At 65.4% G+C, this 950-nt stretch carries 1 protein-coding gene and 1 pseudogene; both read left to right on the top strand.

Annotated features, from left to right (window positions below; translation table 11 throughout):
• Positions 1–675: IS66 family transposase (tnpC, locus tag A3764_RS19765; protein ID WP_150122323.1), on the top strand; the 675-nt coding region annotated here is incomplete at its 5' end.
• Positions 676–696: 21 nt separating this feature from the next.
• Positions 697–950: pseudogene (locus tag A3764_RS24255) on the top strand (transposase); the annotation flags it as partial.

Here is a 950-nt window from a genome sequence, read left to right as displayed (position 1 = left end):
ACAGAGTTCATGACACTCCCCCTGCAGGGCTTCGACGGCATCCTGCAACTGGATGGCTATACCGGTTACGATCGACTGACGCGCCCCTCCCGCAAGGGCGGCGCGCCGATCACGGTGGCCCACTGCTGGGCGCATGCGCGGCGCAAGCTGAAGGAGGTCTTCGACCGCGACGGCTCGGAAATCGCCGCCGAGGGCCTGCGCCGGATCGCTGAGCTCTACCGCATCGAGGTCGAGATCCGGGGCATGGGCCCGGGCCAACGTCTGTCGGCCCGTCAGGCCCGCAGCGCGCCCCTCGTGGCCGAGTTCGGTGATTGGCTGCAGGCACAGCGTCTGCGTATCTCGGTTAAGTCGCGCCTCGGCGAGAAACTGACCTACATCCACCGCCAGTGGGGCGGCCTGCAGACCTTCCTCCACGACGGCCGCGTCGAGATGGACTCCAACGCCGTCGAAAACCTGATCCGACCGATCGCCCTGACAAGAAAGAACGCACTCTTCGCCGGCCACGACGAGGGCGGCCGCACCTGGGCCCGCATCGCCTCCCTGATCGCCACCGCGAAGATCAACGGCGTGGAGCCCTTCGCCTACCTCAAGGCGACCCTCGAAGCGATCACCGCCGGTCACCCCGCCAGCAGGATCGACGAGCTGATGCCCTGGAACTTCACCACGTCAAGCTGATCCCGCGTGGGGCGCAGACAGCGCTTACTGATGATCGACGCGACATACCTCAAGGCCCACCGAACGGCGACCAGCATGGCCGCCAAAAAGGGGGGCGTGGTCGCCTGATTGGTCGAACCAAAGGCGGTATGAACACCAAGCTGCACGCCATCTGCGACAGTCAGGGACGACCGATCGACCTGTTCGTCACCGCTGGACAGGTCAGCGATTATATCGGCGCACGGGCGCTGCTCAGTCGCCTACCAAACGTCAAATGGCTACTCGGGGATCGTGGC

The sequence above is a fragment of the Sulfitobacter sp. HI0129 genome, from assembly GCF_001635395.1.
Classification (GTDB): Bacteria; Pseudomonadota; Alphaproteobacteria; order Rhodobacterales; family Rhodobacteraceae; genus Sulfitobacter.
The sequence above is the reverse complement of the archived record's forward strand: the minus strand, read 5'-3'. Positions and strand labels throughout refer to the sequence as shown.